The 14776-nt window shown below is 51.3% G+C and carries 12 protein-coding genes; 6 read left to right on the top strand and 6 right to left on the bottom strand.

Annotated features, from left to right (window positions below; translation table 11 throughout):
* Positions 1-156 precede the first annotated feature (156 nt).
* Entirely contained in the window at positions 157-1494 is a 1338-nt protein-coding gene (hslU, locus tag ACTBZS_RS09570) for an ATP-dependent protease ATPase subunit HslU (RefSeq protein ID WP_460431008.1), read from the bottom strand.
* A gap of 12 nt (positions 1495-1506) precedes the next feature.
* A complete protein-coding gene (gene hslV, locus ACTBZS_RS09565; protein WP_022653625.1) occupies positions 1507-2043 on the bottom strand; it encodes an ATP-dependent protease subunit HslV in 537 nt (178 codons plus the stop codon).
* Positions 2044-2245: 202 nt separating this feature from the next.
* On the opposite strand from hslV, the gene ACTBZS_RS09560 reads away from it, so the two are divergent.
* The 4 genes from ACTBZS_RS09560 (at position 2246) to ACTBZS_RS09545 (ending at position 5633) form a co-directional block, all read left to right on the top strand.
* Complete coding sequence (locus tag ACTBZS_RS09560) at positions 2246-2929, top strand: energy transducer TonB (protein ID WP_463043957.1); 684 nt, start codon at positions 2246-2248, stop codon at positions 2927-2929.
* 2 nt (positions 2930-2931) lie between these two features.
* Complete coding sequence (locus ACTBZS_RS09555; protein ID WP_460431010.1) at positions 2932-3594, top strand: MotA/TolQ/ExbB proton channel family protein; 663 nt, start codon at positions 2932-2934, stop codon at positions 3592-3594.
* Positions 3594-4016, top strand: a complete 423-nt coding sequence (locus tag ACTBZS_RS09550) for an ExbD/TolR family protein (RefSeq protein WP_460431011.1) — start codon at positions 3594-3596, stop codon at positions 4014-4016. Before ACTBZS_RS09555 ends, ACTBZS_RS09550 begins: the two co-directional genes overlap by 1 nt.
* A gap of 180 nt (positions 4017-4196) precedes the next feature.
* A complete protein-coding gene (locus ACTBZS_RS09545) occupies positions 4197-5633 on the top strand; it encodes a hypothetical protein (RefSeq protein ID WP_460431012.1) in 1437 nt (478 codons plus the stop codon).
* Here the strand turns inward: ACTBZS_RS09545 and ACTBZS_RS09540 are convergent.
* From ACTBZS_RS09540 to hemC, 4 genes are read right to left on the bottom strand one after another with little or no spacing between them, the layout of a single operon-like run.
* On the bottom strand, positions 5630-6841 hold the full coding sequence (locus ACTBZS_RS09540) for a heme biosynthesis HemY N-terminal domain-containing protein (protein ID WP_022653620.1): 1212 nt from the start codon (positions 6839-6841) through the stop codon (positions 5630-5632). The genes ACTBZS_RS09545 and ACTBZS_RS09540 overlap by 4 nt on opposite strands.
* Positions 6838-7926, bottom strand: coding sequence for a uroporphyrinogen-III C-methyltransferase (locus ACTBZS_RS09535; RefSeq protein WP_463043956.1), 1089 nt, complete (start codon positions 7924-7926; stop codon positions 6838-6840). Before ACTBZS_RS09535 ends, ACTBZS_RS09540 begins: the two co-directional genes overlap by 4 nt.
* Positions 7916-8668: a uroporphyrinogen-III synthase gene (locus tag ACTBZS_RS09530; protein ID WP_463043955.1), complete on the bottom strand. Its 753-nt coding sequence runs from the start codon at positions 8666-8668 to the stop codon at positions 7916-7918. The genes ACTBZS_RS09535 and ACTBZS_RS09530 overlap by 11 nt, the downstream gene beginning before the upstream one ends.
* Positions 8668-9591 (bottom strand): hydroxymethylbilane synthase, encoded by a 924-nt coding sequence (hemC, locus tag ACTBZS_RS09525; RefSeq protein WP_460431015.1) that lies wholly within the window; start codon positions 9589-9591, stop codon positions 8668-8670. The genes ACTBZS_RS09530 and hemC overlap by 1 nt, the downstream gene beginning before the upstream one ends.
* A gap of 131 nt (positions 9592-9722) precedes the next feature.
* Here hemC and ppc point away from each other — a divergent pair, with 131 nt between their 5' ends.
* Positions 9723-12443 carry a phosphoenolpyruvate carboxylase gene (gene ppc / locus ACTBZS_RS09520; protein ID WP_463043954.1) on the top strand — a complete coding sequence of 907 codons (2721 nt, stop codon included), beginning with the start codon at positions 9723-9725 and terminating at the stop codon, positions 12441-12443.
* 183 nt (positions 12444-12626) lie between these two features.
* On the top strand, positions 12627-14765 hold the full coding sequence (locus ACTBZS_RS09515; RefSeq protein ID WP_463043953.1) for a methyl-accepting chemotaxis protein: 2139 nt from the start codon (positions 12627-12629) through the stop codon (positions 14763-14765).
* Positions 14766-14776: the final 11 nt, after the last annotated feature.

Here is a 14776-nt window from a genome sequence, read left to right as displayed (position 1 = left end):
TGCTGCTGTGTTGCAGCGAGGAAGCGAACTATACCCACTCCACCAACCATCGTCAACACCTAATCACCAAAAAAATCTAGAAAAGTAGATAAAGCATTGATTTTCTGAAAAAAGAATTGCCACTATTTAGTGGCAATTCTTCGAACAAGACAGGCGTTACAAGACGTAGCGCGCCAAATCTTCCCGCTGAGACAAGCTTTCTAAGCGTGAATCAACATAATTTGCATCAATTTCGACGTTTCCAGTCTTCGCATTAAAGCTTAAATCTTCTAATAGCCGTTCCATCACGGTGTAAAGTCGCCGCGCGCCGATGTTTTCCGTTTTCTCATTCACACTAAACGCAATCTCGGCTAATCGACGAATGCCATCCTCTTTAAATTGCACCTGACAGCCTTCGGTAGCTAATAGTGCCTGATACTGTTGTGTTAAACAGGCGTCAGTCGCTGTCAAGATACGTTCAAAATCGGCCACCGACAGTGATTTCAATTCAACACGGATAGGGAAACGCCCTTGTAGCTCAGGAATCAAATCTGAAGGCTTCGCTAAATGGAATGCACCAGAAGCAATAAATAGAATATGGTCGGTTTTCACCATGCCATATTTGGTGTTCACGGTAGTGCCTTCTACCAAGGGCAGTAAATCACGCTGCACCCCTGCACGCGAGACATCCGCCCCATGACCTTCGCTACGGCTGGTGACTTTGTCAATCTCGTCTAAAAATACAATCCCGTTTTGCTCTACATTATTCAGTGCAGCCTGTTTAATGTCGTCCTCATTGAGCAATTTGGCCGCTTCTTCTTCCACCAACAATTTACGCGCTTCAGCAATTCTCAGCTTGCGACTTTTTTTCTTGCCAGTATTCATATTGGCAAACATGCCTTGGATTTGTTGAGTCAACTCTTCCATCCCAGCAGGTGCCAACATTTCAATATGTGGTGCGGTTTGTTGCAGTTCGATATCGATGTCTTTATCGTCCAACTTCCCTTCACGCAACATCTTGCGGAATTTTTGCCGTGTTTCATTATCTTGGCGGACAGGTTCAGCTGGTTCATCAGCAAAACCCACCACTGGTGAACGGGCAGGTGGCAATAGCGCATCCAAAATCCGCTCTTCAGCAGCATCTTCAGCCCGATGACGTTGCCGAGTCATCGCCTGTTCGCGCTCTTGTTTGATGGCAATTTCCATCAGATCACGAATAATCGAATCGACATCGCGGCCCACATAACCAACTTCGGTAAATTTAGTGGCTTCGATTTTAATAAAAGGGGCATTCGACAAGCGTGCTAAACGCCGAGCAATTTCTGTCTTACCCACCCCAGTCGGCCCAATCATCAAAATATTCTTAGGGGTGATTTCATGCCGTAATGGCTCGGGCACTTGTTGTCGCCGCCAGCGGTTACGCAAGGCAATGGCAACGGCTTTCTTGGCTTCTTGTTGTCCGACGATATGTTTGTCGAGTTCGTGCACAATCTCTTGTGGCGTCATTTGGCTCATAATCGGTTCAACTCAATCCAGTGTTTCGATCAAATGATTTTGATTGGTATAAATACAAATATCGCCAGCAATCGTAAGCGATTTTTTCACAATGTCAGCCGGACTCAAATCGGTGTTTTCGAATAAGGCCCGTGCAGCAGATTGGGCAAAAGCACCGCCTGATCCAATAGCGGCAATCCCTTGTTCTGGTTCTAACACATCACCATTCCCAGTAATAATCAAGGTTGCTTCACGATCGGCCACAATCAGCATGGCTTCTAAACGACGCAGCATGCGATCGGTACGCCAATCTTTAGCCAATTCAACAGCTGCGCGAACCAGATGGCCCTGATGTTTTTCTAACTTTGCTTCAAAACGCTCAAACAAGGTGAAGGCATCAGCTGTTCCACCAGCAAAGCCAGCTAGCACTTTATCGTGATACAAACGGCGAATTTTGCGCGCGGTTGATTTAATGACGATGTTACCCAAGGTCACTTGGCCATCGCCGCCCAGTGCCACTTGTTGGCCCCGGCGAATCGACACGATTGTCGTTCCATCAAATTGTTGCATGTCATGCCCTTAAAAAACGAGACGCCACACGACCACGTTGGCGAGAGGGATAAATGCCGACATTGGCAGAAATTGCAAGCAACCATATCACACAGCCCAGCTGCGACACTCTGTCGCAAGACAAGAAAAGAAAATTGTGGCGAGATGAGGGATATGATCAGACTTGTTTACAAATGAGAAGTGTTATCGTTATCATAGTAAGATGTCACGTTTATCCCATACCCTCTCTTTTGGCTTTGTGTTACTCGCCCACGCCGGCGTGCTGTTTGCCTTGCAACACAGTAGCGCAGTAGACAAAACACCGCCGCCTCAACCACAACTGTTGCAGTTAGTGGATGCGACAGTGCAAGCGCCGACACCACAACCACCGGCACCCGAGCCCGCAAAACCTGAACCACGCAAAGAAAAACCGGCTCCAAAGAAAGAGGTCAAACAAACCACTTTACCAACGCCGAAAAAGCCTATTGCACGTCCACAGGTGCCCTCAAATGCCATCGCGCAGGCAAACACACCGGATACATCAAGCACAGCACAAGGCGAACAGACAGAACAGGGCAAAGAAGGCAAAAGCAGCCCTCATGCCGCACCAGAAAAAGAAACAGCGCCCAATTTTGCTGCAGCCTATCTTTCAAACCCTAAACCAGCCTATCCCGCCTTATCTTTAGATCTGAACGAAGAAGGTACGGTACAGCTAAAAGTCGAAGTCAGTGCCAGCGGTCATCCCACAACAGTGGCACTACATCGTAGCAGCGGTTTTCCACGATTAGACCGTGCTGCATTAGAAGCCGTGAAACGGTGGCGTTTTATCCCTGCCAAACGCGGCGAGACTGCTATTGCAGGTTCGGTCATTGTTCCACTCAACTTTAATATCAAACAACAGGGTTAACGATGGATCTCTCTCTGGTTTTCAGCCAAGGTGATGGCATTCTGATTGCTGTCTTTTTATCTTTATTGCTGATGTCGATCAGCAGTTGGTGGCTTATTCTGACTCGTAGTATTCATCTATTTCAGACAAAACGGCAAAACCGCCAGTTTAGCGAGGCCTTCTGGCAAGCCACCGATTTACACAGTGCAACACAACTGATTCATGGCCAAGAAGCCCCATTAGCGCGGGTCGCACAAAGTGGCCTCGATAGCCTCAATCGCCACCAAGCCCAAGCCACCCGTACCTTAGGACAGCATTGCTCGTTAGATGAATTTCTGGTGCGTAATATCCGGATGAGTCTTGCCCGTGAAACGGGTCGATTAGAGCATGGTATGACTTGGTTAGCGACAGTCGGTGCTACAGCGCCGTTTGTAGGTTTGTTCGGCACAGTTTGGGGAATTTACCACGCCTTAGTCGGTATTGCCGGTGCAGGGCAGCTCTCGATTGCAGCTGTAGCAGGCCCAATTGGCGAGGCTTTGGTTGCTACTGCCGCCGGTTTGGCCGCCGCCATCCCTGCCGTCGTTGCCTACAACGCATTTTTGCGTGCCAATCGGGTTATTGCACAGGATTTAGATGGTTTTGCTCATGATTTACATGCGCAATTGCTCAGTGCGGAGAAAGCATAATGGCCTTCGGTGGATTTGATAAAGGCAGTTCTGCGCCTATGGCAGAAATCAATACAACACCGCTGGTGGATGTGATGCTAGTGCTGTTGGTAGTATTTATTATCACCGCGCCAGTCCTCAGCCACGCGATTAAAGTGGATTTGCCTCAGGCCACCGCTTCGGAACATAAAGAGGATGTTAAAGCCATTCGCTTTACCATTGATGCCGAAGGGAAATACTTTTGGAATGATGAGCCCGTCGCGGAAACAACGCTGGCCACGCGCTTTGCCGATGCAGCCCGTAGCAACCCACTGGTTGAACTTCATTTACGGGCCGATCAAACCGCTCACTACGGCCCAGTCGCTCGTGTCTTAGCACAAGCGCAAGAGAATGGCGTCACCCGAATCGGTTTTGTTACCGAAGTCCCAGCAAAGCCACATTGATAAATGTACGACACAATGATGTCGTGCATCAAACCAGCACTGTCGCGCTGCGGCCTGAGTTATGACATGACGTGAGCGCGACACCTGCCTATTGCCAATTCGCCACGGAGAGATGATGTCCGCTGGTATTCCAAACGGTGGAAACCGTTTTTAAAATCAAAGCGCAGTATAATAGGCGACATGAAACCACTGTCTCCGCGCTCGCGCCTTAAAGGCGATCCCTTCTTGCCCAATCGTTTTATCTTTGGCGATGCCATTGATGAAAATGGGATTGAAGAATACGAATATCTGATTCACACCGAAACCCCCGCTTTTGTGTGCCGGATTATGCGCAAAAGCATTGAACTGCCCGCCAATAGCGCCAGCAATGCCCACGGGGGACAAAGCGCCATGCTGTACGACCCCGATGAGGACGTCAGCTATTACGCTTGCAGTGATGGCATTGCGTTGACCGACTTTATTTTTTTCCAAGACGAACCGACGGCCGGTGCCTTAAAGAAAATCTGTGATGAGGCGATGGTGCACTATTGGCGTTTGGATGAGGCCTATAACGCCCATCGCGAAGGGTTGCCCCTGCGGCCATTGCGTTGCCTCCCAGCGGCCACACTCGAAGTAGAGGAGTTAGCACAAGAGATTCAGTCTCTCCTCGAAAGCGCTCGCCAAGCCAACCAAGACGCGATGTATCGGCCAACACTGATGGCACGGGTCCACCAAGCCCTACTCAGCGGCGATGCACGGGTGTTAACCGAGGCACAATTAGCACTTACAGAACAACCGATTTTGCGTGAAGCCTTGCTCAATACCGCCCGTGATTTAATCGCACAACCGGATATTGCACGCGAAGATGGCACATTTCAGCCTTACGACCTGTGGGCCATGCCACTGATTTACACCATGCCACACCTCGGGCACTGTTGGTATTTTCCACAGTTGTCTGAACTTGAAGGGGTGTTGCGCGAAACCTATGGCCTAGGACGAGCCAGCCTACTGCATGTCTCACCCACGGTTTTTTCTGTTGAAATGTTGCGTGAAAGCCATTGCCAACAGTTGGTTCATGTTGCGCCAGCGTTAGATGCCGGCGACGCCTTTATTCCGGAAGAACTGGAAAAAATGGTGGCAGCCTATGAAAAAGACCGCAGCCAAACCACGCCCCGCTTAGTCTTAGCGTGGGTGGTCTTTAGCGTGGCACGCGGCAGCTTGACTCCAGATAAGCGCCCAGCTGGCAATTTATTGCTCGATGCAGCGATGCCAGTGGTCGAAAATGCGTTGGATGAAACCATTGAATATGGCGAAGCCACATTATTTGCCCCAGAACCTCTATGGGAAAGCTTGGCCACCGGCACACAAGAATACAACCTACGGCGGTTATTCTTTACGGTCACGGTATTGGAAAAAAGCGTGGGGCTGGATGGCATCAAAGTCAGTATTGAATACCAACCAGATGCCTTAGCCTTTCAGTTGAGCTTTAAACATGCCAAAGGCCATGAACTCACCGGCTTTGCTTGGCTATTACCCCCTGATTTGGCGCCCGACCGTGATGCAGCGCTGGAAAGTCTGCATCACGCTTTGATGAGTTTGGGCCTATACAGTGGAGAAGTCCGCAACACACTGCATTAGTGCGTGGCGTTTCCCATCGCCAACGCCAATTCAACGCTGGCTTGATAGTGTCGCTCGGCATCGTCTGGTCGGTCCAAGCTTTCGAACATCTGTGCCAACGCGGCATGAGCAGCCAAACTCGGTTCGACCGACAAACTCGCCTCGAAATAGCTCTGGGCTTTGCCCCAGAGCTGTTGTGCCAAGGCCAACCAACCTAACAGCAACAGCAAACGGTAGTCGCGGCGGTGTTCTTCTAACCATGCCTCTGCACGCTTCACCAGCGAGAGCCGGCTTGTTTCGCTGAGTTCTGCCGCCACTTCGACCAATTCTTCTAATAGCTCGGTTGACCACTGTTGATCCAACGCGGCCACCAGCAATTCTGCTGCCGTATCGACTTCCTCAAACTGAGCATACCGGCGCACCACCGGTAACAGAATTTCATGGTGCATCCGCTCGGTAGTCGGTAATTTTTGCCACCACTGTTGCAACTCAGCCAGATCAAGAAATCCCTCTAACTGTAAAAGCCACGCTGCACGACGATAACGCTGCGCTTGTTCTTGCGTAATGCCTTCCGACTTTTGCAGTTTTTCGATCAACGGCAATGCCAAGTCAGGTGCATTTTGCAACAGTCGGATTTTCATTTCGAGTTTTAACGCGGCGGTCAAACTCGGTGAGATTTCACGCGCAGCGGTCACCGCTTGCAAGGCAGAATTGAGGCGTTTTTCATCAAAATACAGTTCGGCTTCCTGCATATGACGGGCCAGTTGTACCGATGAAGGTAATTGGTCTAAGGCAGCAAAATGGCTATCACGACGGGCGTAGTCTTTGGTGCGATGTGCCGCTTGAGCAGCCAATAACAACGCCAAAGCACGGCTTTCGGCGCTTTCTTCGTCATCCAATGACTTCACTGCCTCGCGTTCCGCTTTTTGATAACGCCCTTCCAAATAGGCCAAAGAAGCATCACGCAAAGCATGGCGCGCAGCAGTTAATTTTTTCTGCCGTTGGAAGCGTTTCACTTCCTCCGGCAAACGGAAAGCCACCGCCAACCCACGCAACACACCATAAGCCACCACAATCGCCAAAATCAGGATCACCACCGCCATATTGAGCGACAGTTCCACCCGATAGGGCGGCAACACCAAAATGGCATAACCTGTATTGACCTGTGCAAATAACGACAACCCAACTGCCAAGGCAAATAAGCCGACTAACCAGAGGACAAATTTCATGCGCCCTCCTGCGCCGGGGTCACGGGTGCCACAGGGCGGTTTTGCATTGAGCCTTGCGCCGCACGAACAGCATTGAGACTATTCGCCAAATCGGGCACCACGACCGCCACGGGGCTTTGTTGTAATTCCACACAGTTGGTTAACCACGTGGCCACTTTCTCCGAACGGGTGTCGAAATGACGGCGCACATGCTGTTCAACCGCCGAAAGCGTGGTACGGAAATGATTTTCTTCGCCTTGCAATACAGCTAACCGTGCATCCAAGAGCTGTAGTCGCAGATTTTCACGCAAGAAATAGCTTTGTTCTGGCGTTAATAACAAAGCATCGGGTTGATCGAGATGACGGACGCGAACAAGACGGGCAAATTCACTCCACAACTGTTGTAAGAATGGCGACAGATAAGCCGTGAATCCATCGCCTTGCTCAGCCTTCGCCACCGGGCTGTGGCTTGGTTGTGTCCGCTCAATATCAATTTGCAACGGCAAACTGTCCACCGCATACGCCAAGCGATCCAGTTTTACCGTTAAACCGACTTTATCCACATGGGGCAAAGCACGCAGCGTTTGTAGGTCTTGGCTAATCGCCTTACGCAAGGCAATAAATTGCGGTTGTTCTTGTTGGTTTAACCGCTCGTCTAATAACGACAACGCGGTAATCGCCGCAGGAATATTGCCGGCCAGTTGAAGCTGTTGTGTTGCAATGGTCAGTGCGTGCTCAATTTCGGCCAATTTCCAATCATCCCGCGAGTGATTAAGCTCTTGGTACATATTTTGGATCGTGGCAAATTGTCCAGCGGCCTCGTTCACACGGGTTTCCATCGTGCCTAATCGAGCCGTCAAAGACTGAATAGCCTGTTGGGTTTGTTCGGCTTGTGCTTTCAAAGCCTGATTGGCGTTAAGTTGATCACTCAGCTTACGCGCCAGTTCGGTTTGTGCACTGTGCAAAACTTGTCGTGACTCAAACCATTGCCAACCGGCAATGCTCAACGCCAGCACAGACACAACCAAGGGCACACCCACCGACCAGCGGCGAGAGTGTGGAGCCAGCGGCGAAGCTGGCGTAGCAGAAGAAGTTTCAACGGTCATCGATAGCTCTGAACCATGTATCTAAAGCGGAAAGCGTGTGTTGTTCACCCGCTCGCGTCACCATCACATGCGGTGCCCCCAATTGACGTAACGTCTCGCCAATTCGAGGATGGGGTACCACAAACAACAACGATTGTAGCCTTGCCAACTCGATTGCGTCAGCTTGTTGCCACAAGTGTTGTGCAATTTCTCGACTACTGACCACCACAGCTTGGGGAGAAAAGGCCTGCCAAGCCGGCCAATCGACAGCCAATACTTGGCGCCGATAACAACTTTTCACCACCACCTGAGCCCCTCGCGCCATCAGGTTTAGTGCCAAATCCGGTCGCCCTTGTTCACCATTGATGAGCAACACCGTTTTTCCATCCACAGCTTGCCATTCTGGCAATGCCAATAACGCCTCACTGTCATCTGCGGCAGTCGGAAAAGAGACTGGGCGCGGGGTGTAACGTGCTAAACGTTTGGCACTGGCCGCCCCCACCGTGGCAAAGCGAGTGTGGGACAGCAAAAACGGCGCCATCGCCGGCCACGACACATCAATCGCGCTCGGACTGACCCATACCACCCAATCTGCTGCCGGCACGGCTGTGGATAACTCAGCGAGCACCGCTGCAATCGGCACAATCTCTAACAACGGCGCGAACAACACCGCAGCGCCTTGTTGGCGTAACTGTGCGGCTAATGCGGCACTTTGTGGTAACGGGCGAGTCAACGCGACCCGCACCCCTTGCAATGCCGACATCAGGCCTGTGCCAGTTGCGAAATAATCGCTGCCGCGCCTTGTTCGCATAATTGCGCAGCCAGTTGTTGCCCCAGTTGCTCGGCTTCGGCAGCGGGCGCTTGCGCTTGTGCGGTATAAACCACACGCCCATCCGGCTCAGCCACGAAAGCACGCAAGGTGAGCATACCGTGTTGCAGTTCAGCATATCCTCCCAAAGGTACCTGACAGCTACCGCCCAAGGCTCGACTCATCGCCCGTTCAGCAGTCACACATGCGGCAGTCTCAGCATCATTTAGCGGCGCCAGCAACGCTAAGACATCCTCACGATCAGCCCGAATCTCAATCCCAAGCGCACCTTGACCCACCGCTGGCAAACTTTGTTCTGGTGATAATTCAAGGCGGATTCGCTCGGTCAAGCCCAACCGTTTTAAACCAGCGGCCGCCAACACAATGGCGTCAAACTCGCCCTCGTCTAATTTGCGTAATCGGGTTTGCACATTACCTCGCAGCGGCTTCACCACTAAATGGGGAAAGCGCGCACGGAGTTGGCTTTCTCGACGCAGACTCGATGTGCCAACCACAGCCCCAGCCGGCAACGCTTCTAACGAGGCATAGTGATTAGACACCAACGCATCGCGTGGGTCTTCTCGTTGCAAAATCGCAGCCAAGGCAAACCCTTCGGGTAAATGCATGGGCACATCTTTCAGTGAATGCACCGCCAAATCGGCGCGGCCTTCGGCTAAGGCCGTCTCCAATTCTTTGACAAACAACCCTTTACCGCCGATTTTGTTCAGGGTGACATCAAGAATACGATCACCTTGTGTGGTCATCCCCAATAATTGGATCTCTAGATCAGGATAAAGGGCTTGAAGACGGGCTTTAACGTGCTCGGCTTGCCACAAGGCAAGGGCACTTTCACGGGTTGCGATCACTAATTGCTTCATTTTGTATTCCTTTGTGGTAATTTTGTTGTAATTCTAACATTCGGCCCTGTGCTGCTTGTTCGGATTCGCGCAAATTGGCGGCGGCATGTCTGCTGATTTTCTTTTACCATCCGACTACATAGCGAGAAAAAATGAACGGAGAACTCGACAAGGACCTCCCCCTGCGTCACGACCGCGCCCGCCTCGACCGTCTGTTAGCCGAGGTCATTCGTGAACAAAAAGGTGAAACTGTCTTTCGTGAAATCCAAACGATCCCAGCTCGTGCGCGGGAAACCCTCGGCACACCAGCGTTTGCCGAATTGGTCCACAGTATGTCTCCAGAAGCTGCTGCCACTTTGGTGCGGGCTTGTGGGTTTTATGCACAGTTGGCCAATCTGGCCGAAGACCTGCATCACAACCGCCGCCGCCGTGCACATAAGCGGGCTGGCTCAGCGCCACAGCAAGGCAGCCTCGAACGCGCCATTCGCCGCTTAAAGCAAGACAATGTGTCGTTTGACGCCTTAGAAGAATTATTCCGTCACGCCTGCATTGTACCTGTGTTAACCGCACATCCAACCGAGGTACAACGGCAAAGCGTGTTGGATGCCCAACGCGCTATCCGCAAATTTCTGGTGCAATTGAACAATCCAGAATTATTGGCGGAAGAAGAAGAAATTTTAGAAGCCAAAATCAAGCGGGTTTTGGTCACACTGTGGCAAACTAGCGAAATCCGCCCCTTTAAGCTCAATGTACGAGATGAAATTGAAAACGGCGTCGCCTACCATCCACTGACCTTTTTTGCCGCGCTGCCCGCGCTCTATCATCGTTTGGAAGAAGGCATCGCCGCCGAATGGGGAAAAACTATCAATCTACCGAGTTTTTTCCGCATTGGCAGTTGGATTGGTGGCGACCGTGATGGCAATCCTTTTGTCGATGCACAGGTGGTACAACATGCGCTTTCACGACAAGCCGAAGTGGCGTTCCGTCACTATGGCTATGAATTAGAAGGGCTGTATCGTGAAATGTCGCTGTCTTTGCGACATATCCAAGTCAGTCCAGCCCTGCAAGCGCTGGCTGAACACTCCCCCGACCATGCTGAAAGCCGCCGTGAAGAACCCTATCGCCGCGCTTTAGCCCATGTTCTTGCTCGTCTCTCGGCCAGCGCCGCCGCCCTTGGCGTCAATTATCAACACCGCTATCAACAACCCGATAGCCAACCGTACCCACATCAACAGGCATTAAGCGACGATCTGCGGACGATTGCCGAATCGCTGGAACAACATGGCAGCAGTGTCCTGACCCAAGGTCGGTTAAAACGCCTACGCCGTGCGGTGGAGGTATTTGGTTTCTTCTTAATGCCACTCGATATGCGGCAACATGCGGAAATTTTCGCCCATGTGGTAGCAAATTTATTCCATCACGCTGGTGTTGAAAATTATCTGGAATTGGATGAAGCAGGACGTCGGGCCTTATTGCTGCAAGAACTCAGCCATGCGCGGCCGTTATATTCTCCCTTCGTCAGCTACGATGAATTGACTGAAAAAGAGTTGGCCATTTTCCGCATGGCACAGGCGCTGCAACAACGCTATGGCGAAGAAGCGCTGCCCAATTGCATTATCTCTAACTGTGCTCAAGCCTCTGATTTGCTGGAAGTGGCGTTGATTTTGAAAGAAACCGGCCTGTTATTGCCCAACAACGGCCAAGCCACCGCCCGCATGAACATCATTCCATTATTTGAAACAGTGGAAGATTTGGATGCCTGCGCTCGGGTGATGAGCGAGTTATTTGCCTTGCCGTGGTATCGCAATATGTTGCGTAGCCGCGATGACACGCAAGAAGTGATGCTCGGTTACTCGGACAGCAATAAAGACGGCGGTTATTTCACCAGCCAATGGGAGCTCTATCAGGCCGAATGCCGTTTGGTCGATGTGTTCCAAGCTGCCGGTGTCAGAATGCGCCTGTTCCATGGTCGTGGGGGGTCAGTGGGACGTGGCGGCGGCCCATCGTACGAAGCCATCATCGCCCAGCCCCCCGGCACGGTAGCGGGTCAAATTCGTATTACCGAACAAGGCGAGGTCATTTCGTCTAAGTATTCCGACCCAGAAATTGGTCAACGCAATCTCGAAGCGCTGTTAGCCGCCACCCTCGAAGCCAGCTTAGCCAATCACACCCATGTCAGTACCGATGAGAGTTTGCTTGGTGAATTGTCGAAGGCGGCGCACCGCGCTTATCGCCAGTTGGTGGAGAGCGAAGGCTTTATGCAGTATTTCCTTGAAGCCACACCGATTCGTGAAATTGCACGACTGAATATCGGCAGCCGCCCTGCTTCGCGCAAAACGCTGGAGAGTATTAAGGATTTACGCGCCATTCCGTGGGTGTTTAGCTGGATGCAGTCGCGGGTGTTATTGCCGGGTTGGTATGGCATGGGCAGTGCGGTACAAAGTTTTATTGCACAACATGGTGATGCCGGTGTTGAACGCTTACGCACCTTGTACCGTGGGTCTCCGTTCTTCCAAGTGGTGTTGGATAATATGGAGATGGTGTTAGCAAAGTCGGACATGACCATTGCGGCAGAATATGCCCAGTTGGTTGAAGATGCCGCCTTGCGTGAGCGTATCTTCGGCATGATTCGCCAAGAGTGGGAAAGCACCGTCAACGCCTTCCGCTTGATTACCGATGGCGCCGAGTTGCTGACCGCTAACCCAACCTTGGCACGTTCGCTCAAGAGTCGTTTGCCCTTCCTCGATACCTTGAACTTTGTGCAGTTGGAATTGCTGCGCCGTCTGCGGGCACAACCGGATGATGAGGCAACGTTATATTCTGTTCATCAAACCATTAACGGGATTGCCGCTGGCTTACGCAACACCGGCTAATCAATATCAATAAAACACCGTTAAAAATTAGAAAAGGGAACAAACAGCATAAAACACTGTTTGTTCCTTTTTTTATTAAGAAAAATGTCGCGTTGCGGCATGTTAGTTGCTTAAAATGTCGCATTTACAACAAAAGCCTGTCGCATTCATACAATAACAATAGGCCATTTGGGGATACGCCTTATGCAACTTCATAGCCACTCTATGCCGCTGAGTGACAGCGAACGTCGCTGGCTGCCTTGGTTCGGTAAAAGCGGCAAGCTTGCCATGCGCTGGTCTTGTTTGCTCAACCGCCACCGTTACGAAGGTTTGGAGCAAGTCTTTACTGGGATTGCACAAACCCGTGTCAATTTGTTGAAACAGTGGGCAGAACAACAATGGAGCCACCTCAACGCCTTAGCACAACCGTGTTTAGGGCGGTGGCCACAGCTCGACCATCAAACACTGGCGCGGCGCTTGCAGCTGGCTGAAGATTTTTCCGAACTGTTTATTCTTGATTTGGCGGGTAAGGTTTTAGCCTCTAGCCACGCTGCCCGTATTGGTGTCAGTGATACCCCAGCCAAAGTATTAGCGCATATCCAGCAACAACGCTTGTTACATGGTCCATACGCCGACCCTTGGACAGAAAAACTCGGCCCATCTAGCTCAAAGTTTCATGATGACATGACGCTGATGTTTTATTTGCCGTTAATCAAAGACCAACAAACGGTAGCGATTTTGTGTGGCCGAGTACCGAATGATGTGATTAGCGACCTGATTCAACGTGAAGCAGGCCATATTTTTCACGACTCGGGTGACAACTATTTATTTATGGCGAAATCGGTGTTTGATCCTGCGGTTAAAGCAGGCACAGCACTGTCTCGTTCACGCTTTGAAGATAAAGCATTTACCTTAGGCGACAATTTAAAAGACGGCATCCGCACCCCTTATGGGACGGTGAAAGTTCAAAAACGCACCGAATTGGAGCTGATCTTCAACGATCCTGCCACCGGTCAATTACATCCAGGTGTGCGCGAAACCATCCGCCGAGGTGAAAACCTATTTGTCACCTATCCCGGCTATGCCGACTATCGCCATATTCCGGTGATTGGTCGCGGTGTAACCTTTCAGTTGCCTGGTTCGCCTGATACTTGGGGCTTGATGTGTGAAGCCGATTTGGAAGAGGTCTATCGCAACCGCCCTGTGGCCTATCGGCTGATGAAGTTTTATCTAGCGTGTAGTTTGGTTGCCGGTGGTGTCGCCAGTTCGACCAGCTATGCACTGGATTTACCGCACTGGGTTGGGGCATTATTGACTTTATTTCTGCATTTTTTTGGTGCATTTTTATTCTATCAATTTGGTGCCCGTCACCTGTCACGCCGCTTGCGCGAAAGTATTCGCATGATTCGCAACCTTGCCGAAGGCGGTGGCGACCTGCGGCAACGTCTGGCACAACAAGCGCACAAGCCAGACGAAATTTCCACCATGACACAATGGCTGAACAGCTTTATTGATCAGTTGGAAAGTATTGTGCGGCGGATTGTGCAATCTTCACACGAAATTGCCGCCGCCAACCGCCAAGCCGAAGTAGCACAAAGCGAAACCCGCTCAACAGGTTTACATATCTTAGAAGAAACGGCGGCAATGTTGGATTCTTTGGGGCAACAGCGCAACCAAATCGACACCGCCAGCGCCCACGCCGCCCAAGTGCAGCAACAGTTAGAACAACTCACCCACCACGCCGCAGGGCAGGTGGAGATGATTCGCTCCCGCTCACAAGGCATTCAACAATCCGTGGGCACCTCGGCGCAGACGTTACAACAGCTGGCGCAAAGCACAACCGAAATTGGCCGAATTGTCGCCGTTATCAGTGAAATTGCCGACCAAACCAATCTGTTGGCGCTGAATGCAGCGATTGAAGCCGCTCGAGCAGGCGAAAGTGGGCGGGGGTTTGCGGTGGTGGCGGATGAGGTACGTAAGCTCGCGGAACGGACATCGGGTGCAACACATGAAATTCGTCAGATGATCGACAACATTCAACAACAGGCACAAGGCGCAGTCAGCAGCATGGAAACCGGCATGAGCGATATGGAAGAAGGCTTAAAACTCGCCGCCAGTGCCGCCAGCGAAAACGGTGACGCCCATCGTTTGGTGGGGGAGTTGTTGCAAGCAATTAAACAAATTGCCGACAGCAGCCATGCCCACGATCAGCATGTGCGCCATGTGGCGGATACAGCAGAAAACATCGAAGCGGTTATCTTACAAAGTGAACAAAGCGCACAACAAACCCGTGTGGCATCTAATCGCATGGAAACACTACTGACGCAATTTAAGGTGAACTAAAAGCCTTATCT

It is taken from the genome of Aquaspirillum sp. (genome assembly GCF_055136605.1).
This window is presented reverse-complemented; position numbering and strand designations above follow the sequence as displayed.

What these genes read in the sequence shown, in the direction of transcription:
- ACTBZS_RS09515 (WP_463043953.1), top strand. Translation starts at nt 12,627, where the DNA reads ATGCAACTTCATAGCCACTCTATGCCGCTGAGTGACAGCGAACGTCGC.
- hemC (WP_460431015.1), bottom strand. Translation starts at nt 9,591, where the DNA reads ATGAAGCAATTAGTGATCGCAACCCGTGAAAGTGCCCTTGCCTTGTGG.
- ACTBZS_RS09550 (WP_460431011.1), top strand. Translation starts at nt 3,594, where the DNA reads ATGGCCTTCGGTGGATTTGATAAAGGCAGTTCTGCGCCTATGGCAGAA.
- ppc (WP_463043954.1), top strand. Translation starts at nt 9,723, where the DNA reads ATGAACGGAGAACTCGACAAGGACCTCCCCCTGCGTCACGACCGCGCC.
- hslU (WP_460431008.1), bottom strand. Translation starts at nt 1,494, where the DNA reads ATGAGCCAAATGACGCCACAAGAGATTGTGCACGAACTCGACAAACAT.
- ACTBZS_RS09545 (WP_460431012.1), top strand. Translation starts at nt 4,197, where the DNA reads ATGAAACCACTGTCTCCGCGCTCGCGCCTTAAAGGCGATCCCTTCTTG.
- ACTBZS_RS09560 (WP_463043957.1), top strand. Translation starts at nt 2,246, where the DNA reads ATGTCACGTTTATCCCATACCCTCTCTTTTGGCTTTGTGTTACTCGCC.
- ACTBZS_RS09555 (WP_460431010.1), top strand. Translation starts at nt 2,932, where the DNA reads ATGGATCTCTCTCTGGTTTTCAGCCAAGGTGATGGCATTCTGATTGCT.
- ACTBZS_RS09535 (WP_463043956.1), bottom strand. Translation starts at nt 7,926, where the DNA reads ATGACCGTTGAAACTTCTTCTGCTACGCCAGCTTCGCCGCTGGCTCCA.
- ACTBZS_RS09530 (WP_463043955.1), bottom strand. Translation starts at nt 8,668, where the DNA reads ATGTCGGCATTGCAAGGGGTGCGGGTCGCGTTGACTCGCCCGTTACCA.
- hslV (WP_022653625.1), bottom strand. Translation starts at nt 2,043, where the DNA reads ATGCAACAATTTGATGGAACGACAATCGTGTCGATTCGCCGGGGCCAA.
- ACTBZS_RS09540 (WP_022653620.1), bottom strand. Translation starts at nt 6,841, where the DNA reads ATGAAATTTGTCCTCTGGTTAGTCGGCTTATTTGCCTTGGCAGTTGGG.